The sequence below is a fragment of the Umbribacter vaginalis genome, from assembly GCA_001552935.1.
Taxonomy (GTDB): domain Bacteria; phylum Actinomycetota; class Coriobacteriia; order Coriobacteriales; family Eggerthellaceae; genus Berryella; species Berryella vaginalis.
This window is the reverse complement of record KQ959705.1, coordinates 214928-231324: the sequence shown is the minus strand read 5'-3', so window position 1 is coordinate 231324 and position 16397 is coordinate 214928. Positions and strand designations below refer to the sequence as shown.

Annotated in this window: 16 protein-coding genes and 1 tRNA gene; 5 read left to right on the top strand and 12 right to left on the bottom strand. The window is 49.4% G+C overall.

Going from position 1 to position 16397, the window contains the following annotated elements:
- The first annotated feature begins 157 nt into the window (after positions 1-157).
- Positions 158-721 (top strand): anaerobic ribonucleoside-triphosphate reductase activating protein, encoded by a 564-nt coding sequence (nrdG, locus tag HMPREF3190_RS05710; protein ID WP_066781213.1) that lies wholly within the window; start codon positions 158-160, stop codon positions 719-721.
- A 175-nt stretch (positions 722-896) separates the two neighbouring features.
- On the opposite strand, the gene HMPREF3190_RS05705 is transcribed toward nrdG, so the two are convergent.
- The 3 genes from HMPREF3190_RS05705 to thrS all read right to left on the bottom strand — a co-directional run bounded on the left by HMPREF3190_RS05705 (position 897) and on the right by thrS (position 3965).
- Positions 897-1220, bottom strand: a complete 324-nt coding sequence (locus HMPREF3190_RS05705) for a hypothetical protein (RefSeq protein WP_066781208.1) — start codon at positions 1218-1220, stop codon at positions 897-899.
- A gap of 228 nt (positions 1221-1448) precedes the next feature.
- The gene (trxA, locus tag HMPREF3190_RS05700) at positions 1449-1754 is read right to left on the bottom strand and encodes a thioredoxin (RefSeq protein WP_066781206.1); all 306 of its coding nucleotides are present in this window, start codon (positions 1752-1754) and stop codon (positions 1449-1451) included.
- Between the two features lie 297 nt (positions 1755-2051).
- Positions 2052-3965, bottom strand: a complete 1914-nt coding sequence (gene thrS / locus HMPREF3190_RS05695) for a threonine--tRNA ligase (RefSeq protein WP_066781204.1) — start codon at positions 3963-3965, stop codon at positions 2052-2054.
- 291 nt (positions 3966-4256) lie between these two features.
- Here thrS and HMPREF3190_RS05685 point away from each other — a divergent pair, with 291 nt between their 5' ends.
- From HMPREF3190_RS05685 to HMPREF3190_RS05670, 4 genes are all read left to right on the top strand, one after another.
- Positions 4257-4613, top strand: coding sequence for a hypothetical protein (locus HMPREF3190_RS05685; RefSeq protein WP_066781333.1), 357 nt, complete (start codon positions 4257-4259; stop codon positions 4611-4613).
- A gap of 278 nt (positions 4614-4891) precedes the next feature.
- Positions 4892-5926 (top strand): FecCD family ABC transporter permease, encoded by a 1035-nt coding sequence (locus HMPREF3190_RS05680; protein ID WP_066781200.1) that lies wholly within the window; start codon positions 4892-4894, stop codon positions 5924-5926.
- The gene (locus HMPREF3190_RS05675) at positions 5926-6771 is read left to right on the top strand and encodes an ABC transporter ATP-binding protein (protein ID WP_066781198.1); all 846 of its coding nucleotides are present in this window, start codon (positions 5926-5928) and stop codon (positions 6769-6771) included. Before HMPREF3190_RS05680 ends, HMPREF3190_RS05675 begins: the two co-directional genes overlap by 1 nt.
- The gene (locus HMPREF3190_RS05670) at positions 6768-7892 is read left to right on the top strand and encodes an ABC transporter substrate-binding protein (RefSeq protein ID WP_066781196.1); all 1125 of its coding nucleotides are present in this window, start codon (positions 6768-6770) and stop codon (positions 7890-7892) included. Before HMPREF3190_RS05675 ends, HMPREF3190_RS05670 begins: the two co-directional genes overlap by 4 nt.
- A gap of 301 nt (positions 7893-8193) precedes the next feature.
- On the opposite strand, the gene HMPREF3190_RS05665 is transcribed toward HMPREF3190_RS05670, so the two are convergent.
- From HMPREF3190_RS05665 to HMPREF3190_RS05625, 9 genes are all read right to left on the bottom strand, one after another.
- Positions 8194-8277 (bottom strand) — tRNA-Leu (locus HMPREF3190_RS05665).
- A 419-nt stretch (positions 8278-8696) separates the two neighbouring features.
- Positions 8697-9203, bottom strand: a complete 507-nt coding sequence (gene rsfS / locus HMPREF3190_RS05660) for a ribosome silencing factor (protein WP_082715191.1) — start codon at positions 9201-9203, stop codon at positions 8697-8699.
- A complete protein-coding gene (gene nadD / locus HMPREF3190_RS05655) occupies positions 9200-10864 on the bottom strand; it encodes a nicotinate (nicotinamide) nucleotide adenylyltransferase (RefSeq protein ID WP_066781195.1) in 1665 nt (554 codons plus the stop codon). The genes rsfS and nadD overlap by 4 nt, the downstream gene beginning before the upstream one ends.
- A 308-nt stretch (positions 10865-11172) precedes the next feature.
- The gene (gene obgE / locus HMPREF3190_RS05650; RefSeq protein WP_066781194.1) at positions 11173-12582 is read right to left on the bottom strand and encodes a GTPase ObgE; all 1410 of its coding nucleotides are present in this window, start codon (positions 12580-12582) and stop codon (positions 11173-11175) included.
- A gap of 124 nt (positions 12583-12706) precedes the next feature.
- Positions 12707-12961 carry a 50S ribosomal protein L27 gene (rpmA, locus tag HMPREF3190_RS05645; protein ID WP_066781192.1) on the bottom strand — a complete coding sequence of 85 codons (255 nt, stop codon included), beginning with the start codon at positions 12959-12961 and terminating at the stop codon, positions 12707-12709.
- 19 nt (positions 12962-12980) lie between these two features.
- The gene (gene rplU / locus HMPREF3190_RS05640) at positions 12981-13319 is read right to left on the bottom strand and encodes a 50S ribosomal protein L21 (RefSeq protein WP_066781190.1); all 339 of its coding nucleotides are present in this window, start codon (positions 13317-13319) and stop codon (positions 12981-12983) included.
- A 150-nt stretch (positions 13320-13469) separates the two neighbouring features.
- Positions 13470-14360, bottom strand: coding sequence for a bifunctional hydroxymethylpyrimidine kinase/phosphomethylpyrimidine kinase (thiD, locus tag HMPREF3190_RS05635; protein WP_066781188.1), 891 nt, complete (start codon positions 14358-14360; stop codon positions 13470-13472).
- Positions 14361-14374: 14 nt separating this feature from the next.
- Positions 14375-15682 (bottom strand): phosphomethylpyrimidine synthase ThiC, encoded by a 1308-nt coding sequence (thiC, locus tag HMPREF3190_RS05630; protein ID WP_066781329.1) that lies wholly within the window; start codon positions 15680-15682, stop codon positions 14375-14377.
- A 20-nt stretch (positions 15683-15702) separates the two neighbouring features.
- Complete coding sequence (locus HMPREF3190_RS05625) at positions 15703-16365, bottom strand: thiamine diphosphokinase (RefSeq protein WP_066781186.1); 663 nt, start codon at positions 16363-16365, stop codon at positions 15703-15705.
- Positions 16366-16397 lie beyond the last annotated feature (32 nt).

Below are 16397 nucleotides of genomic sequence, written 5' to 3'. Positions count from 1 at the left end.
TGCCTTGCCACGGTGGAGGTGCTGCCGTTAACATGACGGCGCGTAGGATCCGCACGTGAAGGTGCACCACCAGTTGGACGCGCGCCTGCGCCAAGGTCGCACCACCATACGAGTACCTTACAATACTAGTACCGCGCATCAGAGCTAAGGGGAGTTCATGCACTTCGGCACCATTAAATATTTTGATATTGCAAATGGCGAAGGAGTGCGAACTTCCCTTTTTGTATCGGGTTGCACGCATCATTGCCCGCATTGTTTTCAGCCACAAACGTGGGATTTTTCGTTCGGCGAAGAGTTCACTGAAGCAACGCTCAATGCCATTTTAGAAAGCCTAGCGCCGCGTTACGTGGACGGGCTTACCATCTTAGGTGGTGAGCCTATGGAGCCTGCTAATCAAGCAGGAATAGCGCCACTGGTGCAAGCGGTGCATGCGCAGTATCCACACAAAACTATCTGGATTTATACAGGCGATATTTACGAAAATTTGATTGACGAGCACTCACCGCGCCACACACCATTTACAAACCAGATACTGTCATGCATTAACATATTAGTAGACGGACCTTTTATAGAAGCGAAAAAAGATATTACGCTGCGATTTCGCGGATCATCAAACCAACGTCTGATAGATGTGCCAAGAACACTCTCTGAAAAGCGTGTTGTGTTGTGGCACGATAAACCCTTGTACAGCACACACAACTGGGTGCCTCACACGCAATAACAGCGCACTAAGAACGCAGCATGTTGAAATGGGAGCGTGTAAGCAGGCGCACGTATCGTAACGGGCGTGAACACCATACGTAAGCGAGCGCGAACGTTGGCGATTGTGCGGCATAGTTTGCGAAAACGAGCGCACATGAACATGCGCCAAGCAGTATAGCGCTGGCTATGTTTATTTATTCAGCTTGTTCTTTCTTTAACTGATCAACCCACGCTTCTTCAAGCTTATTGCGCTTTTGCTTATCCAATTTCACGTTACGGAAATACACAATCCAGTTAGCAGCAAGGGCAACTAAGTTCAATAAATAAACAATAAGAACCCATGTAATGGAACCAGCTACAAGCTTTGCGGCGATGCCAGCAAAATATCCAAAGGTAATAAGGGCAATAAATTGCCAACTAGCTCCGGCGGCTGTGCGCGCACGATAATTCTTATACGCATTGAGCGGCCACGATAAACCGAAACACACAAGCATAATAGCTTCCAACACATCTGGCATGATTGTCGCTTCCTCTCTTAAAGAAGCCACGCAAGAATAATCCTGCGTGGCGGCATATTTTGGCTTATAAACAGCCTATAAGATCGTTCAGCGTAACTCATACTTGTAAGGTGTTAGGAAATGCTCACCAGTGAGATAACGTTGGAGCGGTCAACAAACACGAGCCATTTTATCACTATTGGTCAACAGGTGCTATACAACTCGTGTAGTACACATAGCTTAAGCAAATTACAGAATATCAAGCAATGCTTTCTTAGTCTGCGCACCTACTAACTGAGCTTTTACTTGTCCTCCTTCAAAGGCAATAAAGGTTGGAACACTCATAACGCCATAGGTTTGAGCAACATCAGGTGCCTGATCAATATCAATTTTGTAGACAGCTACTTTGCCTTCATTTTCAGAAGCAATCTCATCAACAACAGGTGACATCATTTTGCATGGCCCACACCATGTTGCAAAAAAGTCAACCAATACAACGCCGTCTGCTTTTAAAACCTTTTCATCAAATTCAGCTGATGTAATTAAACTAGCCATGTTTTCTCCTTTGTTTGGTATTCGCCCAGCTCGTCTGCGAATACAATCTTTCATAAAGTAAATTGCTTACAATATATCTTATATGGAACATAAATCAAGCACGTACCGTAATAAAGCACTATTTCTGCGCAGCTTCTTGTGTGGAACCGCTCGCAGCGCAACACCCCCGCTGCAACACGTGAACTTGTGCCAGTCACTGAGTAGTGACCAGCTAAGCTGCGCAACTTATCGCGTGAACAGCTAAGTTGCAACACTAAAGCCGCGCAGCTCATCATGATACGCACACGGTATGGCACACTATTTCTGCGCAGCCTGCAAAATGGCGGCAAGCTTTTCAACAGGCCACGAGCCCAAATCGCCCTCGCTGCGTTCGCGAACTGAAATGGTGTTCGTTTCCAGCTCTTTGTCGCCCAATACAATCATGTAAGGAACTTTGCTTGTTTGCGCTTTAGCAATTTTGATGCGCATCGGCTCGTTTTGCTCGTACACTTCCACGCGTCCACCATGATCGGTAAGCTGTTTGGCAATGTCGTGTGCCGCCTGCTTATGCCTGTCGGCAATTGGCAAAATAACAACCTGCGTTGGCGCAAGCCACAAGGGCAAAGCACCAGCGTAATGCTCAATCAGAATGCCCAAGAAGCGCTCGATTGACCCAAACAGCGCGCGATGCAGCATGAAAGGACGCTCTTCGGTATTGTCGGCACTGCGATACGTAATGTTAAAACGTTCAGGCAAATTGAAGTCTACCTGCACCGTTGAGCATTGCCACATGCGTCCAATAGCGTCACGCACTTTGATATCAATTTTTGGACCATAAAACGCGCCATCACCCTCGTTTATTTCATACGGAAGTTTGCGCAATTCACACGCCTTTTTCAGCGCGGTTTCTGCCTGTTCCCACATAGCATCCGAGCCAATCGACTTTTCGGGACGCGTTGAAATTTCAGCTTCATACGTAAAGCCAAATTCCGACATCACGGTGTCCATCAAATCGAGAATGGCAGCCACTTCGTCAACAATTTGATCTTTGCGACAGAACAAATGCGCATCATCTTGCGTAAAGCCGCGCGCACGCATAAGTCCATGAACAGCGCCACTCATTTCGTGACGATACACGGTACCGAACTCGAAGAAACGCACGGGCAAATCTTTGTACGAGTGAATAGAATTGGCATACAGCATTACGTGACCTGGGCAATTCATAGGCTTCACGCCGTATTCGGAATAGCGCGGCTGCTCGTCGGTGCCTTCGTTCACTTTAAAGAAGTACATATTGTCGTGATAGAAATCGTAGTGACCAGAGGTTTTCCACACGTCAGCCTTGTAGATGTGCGGCGTTATAACCTCTTTGTAGCCGCGCGCGTACAGCTCTTTGCGCAGCCACGACTCAAGAATGCGAATGACCTGCGCACCTTTAGGAAGATACAGCGGCAAACCGGCACCAGCCATGTCGCTCATCATGTAAATTCCCAAGTCTTTGCCCAATTTGCGATGGTCACGCTTTTCAGCTTCCGCAAGTGTAGTCAGGTACGAATCCAGGTCGCGCTTCTTGAAAAACGCCGTGCCATAAATGCGCTGGAGCTGCTTGTTTTCAGCATCGCCGCGCCAGTACGCACCTGCAACTTTCGTCAGCTTAAAGGCGCCAATTTTTGACGTGTCGGGAACATGCGGACCGCGACACAAATCGCGAAACGTTCCCACCGTGTAGGTAGTAATGGTTTCATTTTCAGGAAGTTCGCGAATAAGCTCACACTTAAATGGCTGGTCAGCGAACAGTTTAAGCGCTTCATCGCGTGACACAACCTCGCGCTTAAACGGCAGCGCATCATGAACCAGCTGAGCCATGCGCTCTTCGATGTGTTCCAAATCGTCAACTGAAATGGAGTGGTCAAGTTCAACATCGTAGTAAAATCCACCCTCAACCGCAGGTCCGACGCCAAATTTAACATCGCCGTACAAATCTTTCAGCGCGTGAGCAAGCACGTGCGCGCTGGAATGACGCAGCAAGTCAAGCGCTTCTTTCGACTTATCAGTAAGAATGGTAACTTCGTCGCCGTCGTGCAATTCGCACGAAAGGTCAACCAAAGCGCCGTTCACTTGTCCGCCCAGCGCCGCTTTGGCCAACGCAGGGCTAATGCTTTGCGCGAGGTCAAAAACGCTTGCGTGTTCGGGGAGATTTTTTTGGGAGTGGTCTGGTAAAACGATATTCATAACAATCCTTTCTTCGCAGCCGGGTGCATACCAAGCACCTGCTTTATGCCGGGTGCATACCAAGCACCTGCACATGTACCTTTATAGCTATACCAAAAAACGCTACCAAAAAGTAGCGCGTGGAGCGTTCCTCACGAAAACAATGCACTTGAAAAATTTTGTGCTGATAGCTATTTGTGGCGGAAAAACGGCGCGCAAGCTGATAGTATTAGAAGCAACAAAACGCGCGCAAAAATGCGCAATGAATTCTGTATTGCCACGCCGTAGCAAAATGTGAAAGGTGCGTTTGACGTGAAGATTTCTCTTAACCTTGCGCAAGAACGCGAGCTCCACCGTCTTATCGATTACGAACGCTCTTTAGCAGAAGCGAATGCCGATCCGCTGTTCCGGTGTGCCTTTCCCTATCGTCCCGACAACGACCTGCAAGCCGAGCTTATCGACCTGAAAGTGCTCAGCCTGAAGCAAGGCGGGCGCGGGAATATGGTGGTTATTTCGTCGTATGGATATTCGTATTTTCCCGAAAAAGCGCGCCTTGAAATGCGCAACCAGCAAAATGCTCGCCGCGACGTTAAGCTTATCGCCATCGCGGCGCTGTTCTCGGCCGCCGCTATGGGCATCGGTTTTCTGTTGGGGCTGTTGGCGCGATAAATTCGCAAGCGTAATAGAGGTATGATTGCGATAGCAGAAACGAAACGTTTTCACGATCCTGCACGCGTCCATTTCCGCCTCCATTCCAGCGTACAAACCTGCATGCATTTGCGTACCCGTGCCACCATGCACCCGTTCCCATACATCTGCACCACCACAAAGCTCATGTTCCAACTCTCACAATATTTGGAAATACAAAGCATTGTCAAAAGACGCATGCATGCGCTATATTGATACATGCAATTATTCTTAAATGAGATAGAGAGCCTACCCCTCTCATGAGACAACAACACAACAATACACACACTACTCAGTGGAACGTGCATGAAATTGTGCTTCTTATTGCTATCCCTGCAATAGTGCTTATTGCGGCGCTGTCGATTGGACGGTATCCCGTGAGCATAAACTCACTGGCATCAGCACTGACGGCACATCTTAACGGGCAGCCGATGGACGCTTCACAACTGGCGCTTATCCGCGTGCGTATGCCGCGCGTGCTGATTGCTATGATTATCGGCGCGTCGCTTTCCGCATCGGGTGCCGCATTTCAAGGGCTGTTCAAAAACCCCGTCGTGTCGCCCGATTTGCTGGGAGCATCATCTGGCGCATCCTTTGGTGCCGCGCTCTCTATCCTACTGGGAGCAGGCATTATTGGCACTCAGCTTTCATCATTCATCGTCGGCCTGATCGCCGTAATGATTGTCGCTGCCATGAATATGCTCCTCTCGAAGCGCGCACAATCCACACTCACGCTTATCTTATGCGGCATTTTAGTGTCATCGCTGTTCAACGCCTTTGTTTCACTGATAAAAGCAGTAGCAGATACTGACACAAAACTGCCTGCTATCACCTTTTGGCTGATGGGCGGCCTGTCGTCAACCACCCTCGATGATCTGCGCATCGTATTTATTTTCCTTCCCACCATAATGCTTTTGCTGTGCGTACGCTGGAAGATAAACGTGCTTGCAATGGGCGATGAAGAAGCGCACATGCTGGGCGTCAACGTTACGCTCTATCGCTGGATAATCATCATATGTGCAACACTTCTTACGTCGCTTTCGGTATCAATCGCGGGAAACGTCGGCTGGGTTGGTTTAGTGGTGCCGCATCTGGCGCGCATGCTGGTAGGCTCGAACTACCTTAAGCTTTTGCCGGCAACACTTATCATGGGAGCATCGTTTTTGCTGCTTGTAGACACGTTTGCGCGCATGCTCTTTACCGTTGAAATTCCGCTCAGCATTATTACAGCCATCATTGGTGCACCGTTCTTCTTCTACTTAATGCTGCGCAACAGAAAAGGCTTCGGTGCATAATGGCCGAAACACTTATTTCGGTGCAGCATCTGAGCTGCGGATATGCGCAACACGCTATCGTTGAAGATATCAGCTTTAACGTGAACGAAGGCGAAGTAACGTGCCTTATCGGGCCTAATGGCGTCGGGAAAACGACACTGTTCAAAACGATGCTTGGCTTGCTGAAGCCACTCAGTGGCTCCATCGAATATTTCGAAAAACCGCTTGCATCGTACACCAGCAAAGAATTTTCACGTCACGTGGCGTATGTTCCGCAAAGCCATATGCCGCCGTTTCCGTTTTCGGTGCGCGACGTGGTTGTTATGGGAAGAAACCCGCACTTAAGCGACTTGTCGCAACCAAAGACACGCGACTATCAAAAAGCGGACGATGCACTGGAGCTTATGGGTATAAAACACCTTTCTGCCTGCGATTATACAGAGATTTCTGGCGGAGAACGTCAACTTGCCATTATTGCGCGCGCTCTGGTTCAAGACACAAAATTGCTGCTGATGGACGAGCCCTGCGCCTACCTTGACTTCGGAAATACGGCACGCGTTTTGGAACAAGTGCAGCAACTTGCCAGCATGAATTACACCATCGTCATGATTACGCACCAGCCCGACCACGTATTTAGATTTGCAACAAAGGTTATTGCTCTTGGTCGTAACGGGTTATTCAAAACAGGTTTGCCAGATGACGTTCTTACGGAAGACACGCTTGAAGCTCTCTACAACATTCCTGTTGAAGTGCAAAGTGTCGCACTACACAGAGATAATCGGTCTATGCGCGTTTGCATACCGTTATCGCATATATCGCGCGCGTGCTCGACGAGCAGCGCAAAGGGAAAAAGGAGGAAGGAATGAACCGATTGCGCCGAATGCTATCACTTTTTGTATGCATAGGCCTGTTTGCAGCGCTCAGCGGGTGCAGCGCACCAGCAACACCGCCAAAGGAGCAGCCTGCAGCGCCAGCAGCAGCGCAGCAAGCGAACGCCAACGAAACAGTAAGCTTTACCGACTCAACAGGAAGAACGGTACAGCTTCCCAAGAAGATTGAACGCGTAGCAAGCGCAGGTCCACTAGCAAATATTGCCATTTACGCGATCAACCCTGATACGCTTGTAGGATGGGCTATGCAACCCTCGCCTTCAACAAAGGGTTATATCGATCCAAAATTTGACAAGTTGCCGGTATACGGAAAATTCTACGGCCAAAAAGGCAACTTCAATCGCGAGGCCTTGATGGCGTCAAATCCGCAGGTAGTAATTGACTTTGGACAGTGGGATGAAAACTACAAGCGTGACCTTGACAAACTGCAAGAGCAAATTGGCATACCGGTTATTTGCCTTGATGGCACGCTGCAAAAAAATGCGGAAAGCTTCAGAATGCTGGGCAAACTGCTTGGTAATCCCGAAAAAGGCAATGCGATTGCCAACTACACGGATAGAATTTTGAAGGAAGTAAAAGAGCAAGGGGTGAAAATTCCCGCTGATAAACGTCTGAAAATTTATTGTGGCCAGGGGAAAGATGCACTAAGCACCATTATTCAGCACACGCTTCATACCGAAGCGATTGAATATGTTGGCGGCGATGTTGTTGTTGACAAGAACTCAGCGCAACTGCAGCGCGGCGGCGGCACGGTGTCGCTTGAGCAAGTGCTTGCGTGGAACCCTGATATAATTCTGTTTACATCCGACAGCATTTACGACAAAGTAAAAAACGATCCGTCATGGGCAGCGCTTAAAGCTATTAAAGACAACAAATATTATGAAATACCTGATATTCCATACAACTGGCTTAATCGCCCACCCGGACCAAACCGCATTATCGGCCTCGTGTGGCTTAGCAAATTGCTGTATCCTGATGTGTACAATTTCGACGTTGTAAAAGAAACGCAGGAATTTTATAAGATCATGTACAACAAAACCTTAAGTGAAAATGATGTGCATACCATGTTAGCAAAGTCGACGTTTAAGAAGAACTAGCACTAGTAAGGCGACGGCAACGCATTTGATGCACGTTTAGTACATATTTGAAACGCATTTCATGGTGATATGGAGCGCGGTGCGCTCGCGATTAAAGCACGACGTATGCGCAGGTTAAGTAGGATTTGTGATCGTACAATAAAACACTACGACACACTAATATCTTGCTTGCCTGCGCTATTTTTTCCTAGAAAACGTATAGAGAAAATTAGAAACGCGTAACGAAAACTATCAAAGACCTGCTACAGAGCTACGAAAGAAAACGCGTATTGATTTTCGTAAGAAACAATATGAGAAAAGATGGTGCGGGCGAAAGGACTTGAACCTTCACGTCGTAGACACCAGAACCTAAATCTGGCGCGTCTGCCAATTCCGCCACGCCCGCAACGAATATGCGCACATCAGTGCAGTAATATACCTGCTCACGAATGCTTCAACCCGAACAGCTACTTACATGGAGCCACGCTAGCAACCAAGCCTCATACGCAGCACACGAGCAAAAGCGCGCAACAGAAGCATAATACCAAATAAGCTAAGCTCTTACAAGATGGTGAAAAACAAGTCTAAGCGCTGCCACTCTTCGCGAATGCACCGTGCACTGTGTCATCATCCCGCTCGGATGGCAAGCCATCGAGCTGCAATCCTGCTCACGTGTAAGCGACTCACCACGCAGCCAACCCGAACAAGTGCCAAACAACCGAGCTGCACCAAGCTTCGTGTTTATGCAACAAAACTGCTCGTACCAGCCTCACTCATGTCAGCGCCACACACGCCGTACCAGCACCACACACGTTGTTAGGCGCTTTACGCATCACGCGTGCAGCCAGCAAGAAACTCCTCAATGCGCGGCGTGTACTCTAGCCCCTCAAAGCCCACTTCAGAGGCAAGATCAACCACGGGAGCCTGTTGCCACAATTCTTCCAGCCGATAATATTCACGCGTCGTGTAAAACACGTGCACCACAACACCGCCGTAATCCAGCAGCTCCCAGCTAGAATCGCGCGTTGTTTCCCGGTGAAGAACATGAACCTTCGCGTCACGCAGCGCCTTTTCGATAGCATTGCACAACGCCTTGACCTGCCTATCATTGCGCGCTGTCATCGTCACAAAATACGCAGCTTCACCCGTAAGCTCCTCGACATGCTGAACCACAATGTCGAACGCTTTTTTCTCGTTCGCAACGCGCGCTGCTGTAAGCGCAATGTCCCTGTCGCTTAAGGGAGTGCTTGCGGAGGCGTGTGAAGCAGCGGATGCGTCCTGCGACGTGTTAACAACCTGCGCGTTTTGCAAGCTATCGTGTTCATTTGTCATGATAATTCTCCTTTAGAACGTTGGCGCACGTACCAATTCCACACACACACGGTGCGTGGATGAAGCTGTGCGTTGCGCTGAACTAAGTATAGTAACACATGTTTATACGTTTCAAAAAACAGCTCTTGCAGCGACACGGTGCCTGGTAGCGCGCGCAAATCCTCGATACCTGGATACGACCTGCCTTCCTCAAGCGCATCGGCAACATAAACGATGCAATCAAGGTCGCTCATTTGCTCGTGACCTGCGGTGTGACGCTCAATCGCACGTAAAATGCGCCCATCAAGAAACGGAAAATCGGCCTCAAGCGCACACGCACCCGTTGGCCCGTGCAACAGCGCAGGCAGAAAATCAAGCACTTCGCCATCGATGCGCGTCTTAAAAGCCAACGCCCGCGCGCGAATATCATCGTTAGTATACGCTTTGTCCCAATCGTGCAAAAGGCCTGCTATGCGCGCCTCTTTTTCGGGATAGTGGTAAAGTTTCGCCAGATGAGCGCTGTATCGCGCCACCGAACAGCAATGTGTGAACCGATGCGGCGACACGCGCTTCTCAAGCAGCTGTTTTGCGCGGGAGAAAAACTCGTCGCTGAGCGCGTAATCGGCGTTCTCCGTGAGCGAAAATGGCGCGGATTGTCCAGGTTGAGTAGATTGCGCGCCTGAAGTGGGTTGCACGGCGGAAACGGATTGAGTATTTGGTGCTGGTTGCGCAGATGGTACATACGAAAGCTCGTTGTGCGAAATACCATATAAACCCTGTTCGCAAATATAATCATACACATTGTCGGGAACAAGATAGCGTGCGGATCCAAACTGTAATTGCTGACGTACGACTCTTGATGAAATGGACACACGTAACGATGGAACACGCTGAAACGTAAAGCCGTACTGAGCGCTTAGTGCATCGAGCGTGTCGGCAAGCAATATCGCGTGTGCCGCACCTTGCGGTGTATTCCTGGCAGCATCGGGAGCAGCATCGGGAGCAGCGTCATGCAGGTTATAAGCCTGCGTTGTCGAAGCAGCATCACATTCTCTGTCACGTTCTAGGCAGTCTCCATCTCGTTTCCCATCAGAAACCACATCACGCGCAGCATCGTATTCCCCGCAAGGTTCACCATTGCACGCTGTATCACGCACTGCGTCATGTTCCCTGTAAGGCGCGCAATCATCGACGCGATCAAACACCAACACGGTTGCATACTGCGCCAGCGCAGCAGGATTTTTCCACGCGCTTAGCTGCGCCGCCGCATCGCTTCCTAAAATAAGCACAAAGCGCACCGAACAGCCAAAATACTCATGCAAGGCAGCCAGCGTATCCACTGTGTACGAAATGCCTGCGCGATCTACCTCATAGGAGCACACGTCGAACAGCGGATTGTGATGCGTTGCCAGCTTGCACATCTCAAGACGCTGACGCGCATATAAACGTGCCGCACCCTCCTCCAGCGCAGCCGCATCACCAGGGGTTTTAAAGGGCGACACAAACGCAGGCACAAACAGTACGCCGTCCAGATGCGCCTCGACAAGCGCGCGCTGCGCAATGTTCAAGTGTCCGATATGAATGGGGTCGAAGGTGCCGCCCAAAATGCCAATGCAGTGGGGCTGTCCATCGGATGCAAAATGCGCAAAGCGAGGGCTGAGCGCTTGCAAAGAACTATTCATGCTGGTACTTCTTTCGTATAATGGTATGCTGCGTGTAGCGATAAGCAAACGAAGCAACGCGCAATCATGTGGCAGCACGCATGTTGAACATCTAGCAAACACGCAGATCAAAAACGTAGTTGCAACACCACTATGACGCCGCACAAGCAGCAGTGCACATGTGCGGAAACCAGTGCGCGAACCCACGTCAGAACCAGTAGGCGAACCCACATCAGCTTACGCACCCGCGTCCGCGTCAGTTTACGCACCCGCGTCCACGTCAGTTTACACACCCGAAGCCGCTCATGCATGGAAAAATGTCACTTCTACTATATATCAAGTTCCTCAAAGATGTCATGCGACATCTTTGCCGACTCAAACTCGAACTCGCGCCCACAGATGCGAATCGTGTCGCCATCAACCGCTCCGGCCTGTTCAAGCGCCTTTTCAACGCCAATGCGCTTCAAGCGATGCTGCAAAAACGACATCGCTTCTTCATTATCCCAATCGGTTTGAATCACCATGCGCTCAACACGCGCGCCCGCCACGCGATACTCCCCGTCGCCCAATCGAATCACGCTAAACGCGTTATCTTTTTCTTCTTGCTTAAGCTTCCACACCTTGTCGAAGCTTGGTGCATCGTGCAAGGTAGCAAGCTCTTTTTCACGAAGATCATGCACCTTATGAGCAAGCGCAGCATTCAGCGACGCAACGCCCTGCCCCGTTAGCGCGCTGATGCAATACAGCTTCGGATCGATGGGGCTTTCAGCAAATTCATCGCCGCCCGCAGCAGCAAGAGAATCGCGGCGCACCGCGTCTTGCAAGCGCTCAAGAAGTGCGTCGAGTTCCGCTTGCCTGCCTGCAAACGCATCAATTTTGTTTGCAACCACAATGCGCGGACGAAAGGCGAGCTCAGAGGCATATTCTGCAAGTTCGTGATTGATAATCTCGTAATCGGCCAAAGGATCGCGCGCTTCAAAATCGCCCGTTAAATCAACCACATGAACCAAAACAGCCGAGCGCTCGATGTGGCGCAAAAACTCGTGTCCCAAGCCCTTGCCTTCGTGTGCGCCTTCAATAAGGCCTGGTACATCAGCAATTACGTAACTTAAATCGTCGCAGCGTGCAACACCTAAATTGGGAACGAGCGTTGTGAACGGATAATTTCCAATTTTTGGACGTGCAGCCGACAGCTTCGCAATCAGCGACGACTTTCCCGCCGATGGCATGCCAACAAGCGCCACATCAGCAAGCAATTTCATCTCAAGCTCGACCCAGCGTTCAATTGCAGGAACTCCCAGCTCGGCAAAAGCAGGAGCACGGCGCGTTGACGTCACAAAGTGAATATTACCGCGTCCGCCTGTTCCCCCTGGTCCAACGCAAATTTGCTGTCCGTGCGTGACTAAGTCGGCAATGGTTTCGCCGCTTTCCGCACGCTCTTCGTCGTATTCACGCACCACGCAACCAACCGGCACTTTAAGAATCAAGTCGGCGCCTTTTGCCCCGTGCATACGCGAGCCTTTTCCATGCGTACCACGCTCGGCTTTAAAATGATGCTTAAAACGGTAGTCAATCAGCGATGAGAGTGTTGCATCTGCTTCGAGAATTACATTTCCGCCTGCACCGCCATCGCCACCATCAGGCCCGCCTTTAGGCACATGCGCTTCACGACGAAACGACATACAACCTGCGCCGCCATCGCCACCCTTAACATGGATGTGAACTTTATCAACAAACATAGAACCTCAATCAAAAAAACGTGCCCCTGATTATATTCAGGTGGCACGCTTATCCTTTTACCTATACTGTAACGAATACGCTCCCGCGCAGTTCAAATTTACGTATGAAGCAAATTTCTACCCGTTACGCGTTTTGTGGCTTTACATGAACGCGACGTTTAACTCCCTGTGTAAACTCAAGCGTTCCTTCACACAGTGCAAACAAGGTGTCATCTTTACCGCGACCAACGTTTTCACCTGGATGAAAATGAGTACCACGCTGACGTACAATCACTTGCCCTGTTTTAACTAATTCGCCACCGAATTTTTTAACACCTAAACGCTGCGCCTGAGAATCGCGACCATTACGAGATGATCCAAGACCTTTCTTGTGTGCCATTGTTTATCCCTCTTTCCTGCTATTTAGCTTGTGCGCTTGCAGCTGCTTTTTCAGAACCAACAGACACAATGCGTACGCGAGTAAGCTGCTGACGGTGACCATTAAGTTTTTTGTAGTTTTTACGCTTCTTGAATTTGAAAACAAGCTGCTTTTCGCCACGATATTGTTCGAGAACTTCAGCAACAACTTTTGTTTTTGAAGCTTTTTCAGCATCAAAGGTTGATTTCTTGCTATCAATAAGGCACAAAGTTTGCAACTCAACCTGAGCGCCAGCTTCAGCATCAATCTTTTCAATGCTTAAAATATCACCAGGTGCTACAGTATATTGCTTGCCACCCGTTTTTACAATTGCATACATGAATGGTCTCCTTGAATGTATTAAAACGCGAAAAATTACTTTATCAGCAATCAGCAAAATAGTCAACGTAGTACAGGTATTTTTTCGGGATTATTGAGGATTTATGAAGGCATGCACTAACAGCGTGTCTACAAGGGGAAATACAGGTACTTATTCCGCGATGTTGGCAAGCATCCAATTGTGGTTCAACGGTCCCGAACCCTTTCCTAAGTTAAGCTGTGCTGAAAGAGCACCTTGTACGTAGTTTTTTGCATATTGAACCGCATCGCACGTACTTTTCCCCTGCGCATACGCGCACGCAAGCGCCGAAGATAAGGTGCAACCGCTTCCGTGATTGTTCTTGTTATCGATTCGCGGGGCGCGAAACCAGACGATACGGCCATCAGGATATGCAAGCACATCACTTGCATGGCCGTGAGCATGTCCACCTTTCACCAGCACGCGTGTTTGTGTGGCGGACGCAATTCGCAGCGCTGCTGTTGCTTGGGCTTGTTCGCTCGTGATGAGTGTTGTTTCATCGGTGGGAACAGATGCGCCATCAGCAGGTAGATTCTTTCTCGCGCTAGCACCAGCACCAACACCCAACGCGTCCACCAGCACGCGTGCTTCATGCAAGTTCGGCGTGATAAGATGCGCAAGCGGCACAAGCGTTTCAAGCAAGCTTGTAACTGCATCGCGTTCAATCAGCAAAGCACCTGATGTAGACACCATAACAGGGTCAAGCACCACGGGAATATGATGCTGACGTACATACGGATGCAGCGCGTGCGCAATAGTGCGCATCACGCCCGACGTAGCCACCATGCCAATTTTTACCGCGTTGGGAACGATGTCGGCAAATACGGCATCTATCTGGGCTTGTATTAGATCGTCGTCGACGGCTTGCGCGCGTGTTACCTGAAACGTATTTTGTGCCGTAATGGCTGTAATTACCGTTTGTGCATATAAACCCAGCGATTGTATGGTTTTAATGTCGGCTTGAATACCCGCACCACCACTTGAATCTGAGCCGGCGATACTCAAAACTGATTTCAACTTCATAAAACACCCTCAGTTTAGCAATCTTTGTTGCGTTTTGAGCTATCAAGCGAGTTCTCAAGCGCTTCAAGTGCCATATTCACCGTACGTACTGCGCACATATCTCCACACATCGTGCACGTTCCCTCAATAGACGGAGGTGCACTTTCAAAGTATTCGCGCGGTTTAACAGGATCAATCGCAATACGGAACATCTCTTCCCAATTAAGAACCCGTCGAGCAAGCGCCATCTGCGTATCAGGCGTGCGCGCACCGGGAACACCCTTGGCAATATCTCCCGCATGAGCAGCAATTTTAGCTGCGATCACACCTTCTTTCACATCGGATACATCGGGCAAGCGCAAATGCTCAGCCGGCGTTACGTAGCACAGGAAGTCGGCGCCGTGTGCAGCAGCAATGGCACCACCAATAGCCGATGTAATATGATCGTAACCAGGAGCAATGTCGGTTACAAGCGGCCCTAACACATAAAATTGAGCATTGTGGCACAGGCGTTTTTCAAGCTTCATGTTGGCAGGAATTTCATCGATTGCCATGTGCCCAGGACCTTCAATAATTACCTGCACACCACGATCCCACGCACGCTGAGTTAATTTCCCCAGTTCAACTAGTTCAGCAATCTGCGAGGCGTCGCTCGCATCATCAATGCAACCAGGACGCAGCGAGTCGCCCAGCGAAATTGTTACGTCGTATTCGTGCAAAATATCAAGCAGTTCATCATAGTGCTCGTAGAACGGATTTTCGTTGCCTGTTGCCTGCATCCACGCGAAAATAAGCGATCCGCCTCGGCTTACGATATTCAGCTCGCGCGAGGTGTTCATGAAGGAATGAAGCGCACGCCTGTTTACGCCCGCGTGAATGGTCATAAAATCAACGCCATCTTCCGCATGAGCTCGTATAACGCGCAAAAAATCATCTGCAGTAATATGTGCTAAATCTTTTTCAAGATAGCCAACAGCATCATACATAGGAACAGTGCCAATCATCGCTGTTGAACGCGCTACCAGCTGCGATCGGAACGCATGAGTTTTGCCACAGTTCGACAAATCCATAATCGCTTCCGCGCCGTAATTGAGTGCGATGTCGATTTTTTTATGCTCGTCGGCAACGTTTGCAATGTCAGCAGAAATACCCAAATTGACGTTCACTTTTGTGCGCAAGCCTTCGCCTACACCCCACGGTGAAAGCGACGTATGCTTATAATTCGCAGGAATAGCAATTCTACCAGCGGCTACGCCTTCGCGAATAAATTCACATGAACGATGCTCCTTTTCGGCAACAACGCGCATTGCATCGGTAATATGACCCTTGCGGGCTTCATCCATTTGAGTCACGTATCTATCTCCTAATCTGTATGTGGTGTACAGGGAAGTTCAGGCATATCAATAGGGTGAAACACCCACAACACGCCCTTCTCTAAACCTATCACAGCAGGCAAACCTGTCATTTCATTCGATATACCGCGCACGGTAGTGTTGGTAATGCGCTCATCGTTAAACGCATATTTCAAGCCACGCTCGATGACGCCTTCACACACATCACTTGCGCTAAACACCGACACGATACCATCCTTATGAGCAGGCAGTTCAAGCGCATCGGGACCAATCACTACATCAAGCTGTTCAGCAAGGCCAATCACATGAACCGTAATGCCCAGCTGAGCATAGCGAACGATAGTTTGCATGGTTGCAAGCGTCATGTCGATGCGCCCTCCAAGAGCTCCGTACACATAAATCGTGTCGAAGCGGCGCATACGGGCTCGGTCAAAAGCCAGTTCAAGATCGGTTTCGTCTTTATCACAGGGATATTCTGCCGTGCGTTGCGCATCAGGTACATATCCAAGCGAGTCGAAATCGCCAATAATCAAATCGGGGTCACATCCGCATGCCTTCGTGTACACAAAACCAGCGTCCACAGCATACACTTCGTCAAAAAAACCAGCATCAAAAAGCGTTTTGAAATGTTCTTCGTTACACTCACTTGCTGCAACTAATGCACATACCGACATCGTAGTTCCTTCTGTTGGTTTTATCTTGTACC

Bases quoted from the DNA above. Each gene is read 5' to 3' on its own strand.
- nrdG (WP_066781213.1), top strand. From the start codon at position 158: ATGCACTTCGGCACCATTAAATATTTTGATATTGCAAATGGCGAAGGA.
- HMPREF3190_RS05705 (WP_066781208.1), bottom strand. From the start codon at position 1,220: ATGCCAGATGTGTTGGAAGCTATTATGCTTGTGTGTTTCGGTTTATCG.
- trxA (WP_066781206.1), bottom strand. From the start codon at position 1,754: ATGGCTAGTTTAATTACATCAGCTGAATTTGATGAAAAGGTTTTAAAA.
- thrS (WP_066781204.1), bottom strand. From the start codon at position 3,965: ATGAATATCGTTTTACCAGACCACTCCCAAAAAAATCTCCCCGAACAC.
- HMPREF3190_RS05680 (WP_066781200.1), top strand. From the start codon at position 4,892: ATGAGACAACAACACAACAATACACACACTACTCAGTGGAACGTGCAT.
- HMPREF3190_RS05675 (WP_066781198.1), top strand. From the start codon at position 5,926: ATGGCCGAAACACTTATTTCGGTGCAGCATCTGAGCTGCGGATATGCG.
- HMPREF3190_RS05670 (WP_066781196.1), top strand. From the start codon at position 6,768: ATGAACCGATTGCGCCGAATGCTATCACTTTTTGTATGCATAGGCCTG.
- rsfS (WP_082715191.1), bottom strand. From the start codon at position 9,203: ATGACAAATGAACACGATAGCTTGCAAAACGCGCAGGTTGTTAACACG.
- nadD (WP_066781195.1), bottom strand. From the start codon at position 10,864: ATGAATAGTTCTTTGCAAGCGCTCAGCCCTCGCTTTGCGCATTTTGCA.
- obgE (WP_066781194.1), bottom strand. From the start codon at position 12,582: ATGTTTGTTGATAAAGTTCACATCCATGTTAAGGGTGGCGATGGCGGC.
- rpmA (WP_066781192.1), bottom strand. From the start codon at position 12,961: ATGGCACACAAGAAAGGTCTTGGATCATCTCGTAATGGTCGCGATTCT.
- rplU (WP_066781190.1), bottom strand. From the start codon at position 13,319: ATGTATGCAATTGTAAAAACGGGTGGCAAGCAATATACTGTAGCACCT.
- thiD (WP_066781188.1), bottom strand. From the start codon at position 14,360: ATGAAGTTGAAATCAGTTTTGAGTATCGCCGGCTCAGATTCAAGTGGT.
- thiC (WP_066781329.1), bottom strand. From the start codon at position 15,682: ATGGATGAAGCCCGCAAGGGTCATATTACCGATGCAATGCGCGTTGTT.
- HMPREF3190_RS05625 (WP_066781186.1), bottom strand. From the start codon at position 16,365: ATGTCGGTATGTGCATTAGTTGCAGCAAGTGAGTGTAACGAAGAACAT.